This window comes from Psychrobacter sp. (assembly GCF_036731945.1).
Taxonomy (GTDB): domain Bacteria; phylum Pseudomonadota; class Gammaproteobacteria; order Pseudomonadales; family Moraxellaceae; genus Psychrobacter.
On record NZ_DAINDI010000006.1, the window covers coordinates 32,414 to 32,952 of the forward strand.

Below are 539 nucleotides of genomic sequence, written 5' to 3' on the forward strand. Positions count from 1 at the left end.
GAGCTACCAGGATTTTTCAAGATATTGTTCATCTTATCGATATGAGCTTTGGTATTATTAATAAACTCATTAATGATTTTTGGATTGACGTTTAAGATGGTGGTCAACATCTCAATTTGCATGTCGTTTTGTGAGCGTTCTTTTTCTAAGCGCTGCTCTAAATAAACCGCATCTGAGACGTCGTTAACGTTGACCAAAATGCGGGCAATGTCTTTGTCTTCATAAACGCGTGAAAACTTAAAGTCAAGGTAGCGATTTGTTGCGCTCTCTTCACCAGAAGTATTGTGCAGCATGACTTTGTTCAATGGATTGAGTGAATCAACCAATTTTTCTTTAACACGTGGGTTATATAACTGCTCGATAAACTGACGCGTGGTTTTCAAATCCTTGTCTGAAATACGGCCACGTAGTACATCAGCAAAGTTTTCACCTGACAATCTGTCTTCACCGATAATGCCGTTTAGGGCGCGTGAATGCTGCTGACCAATGTTTAAATCTTTATCTAACAAGAATAGACCCGTATTTACGGTTTCCATGAT

At 39.0% G+C, this 539-nt stretch carries 1 pseudogene; it reads right to left on the reverse strand.

Going from position 1 to position 539, the window contains the following annotated elements:
* Positions 1–536 (reverse strand): annotated as a pseudogene (locus V7D75_RS02225) (ATP-binding protein); the annotation flags it as partial.
* Positions 537–539: the final 3 nt, after the last annotated feature.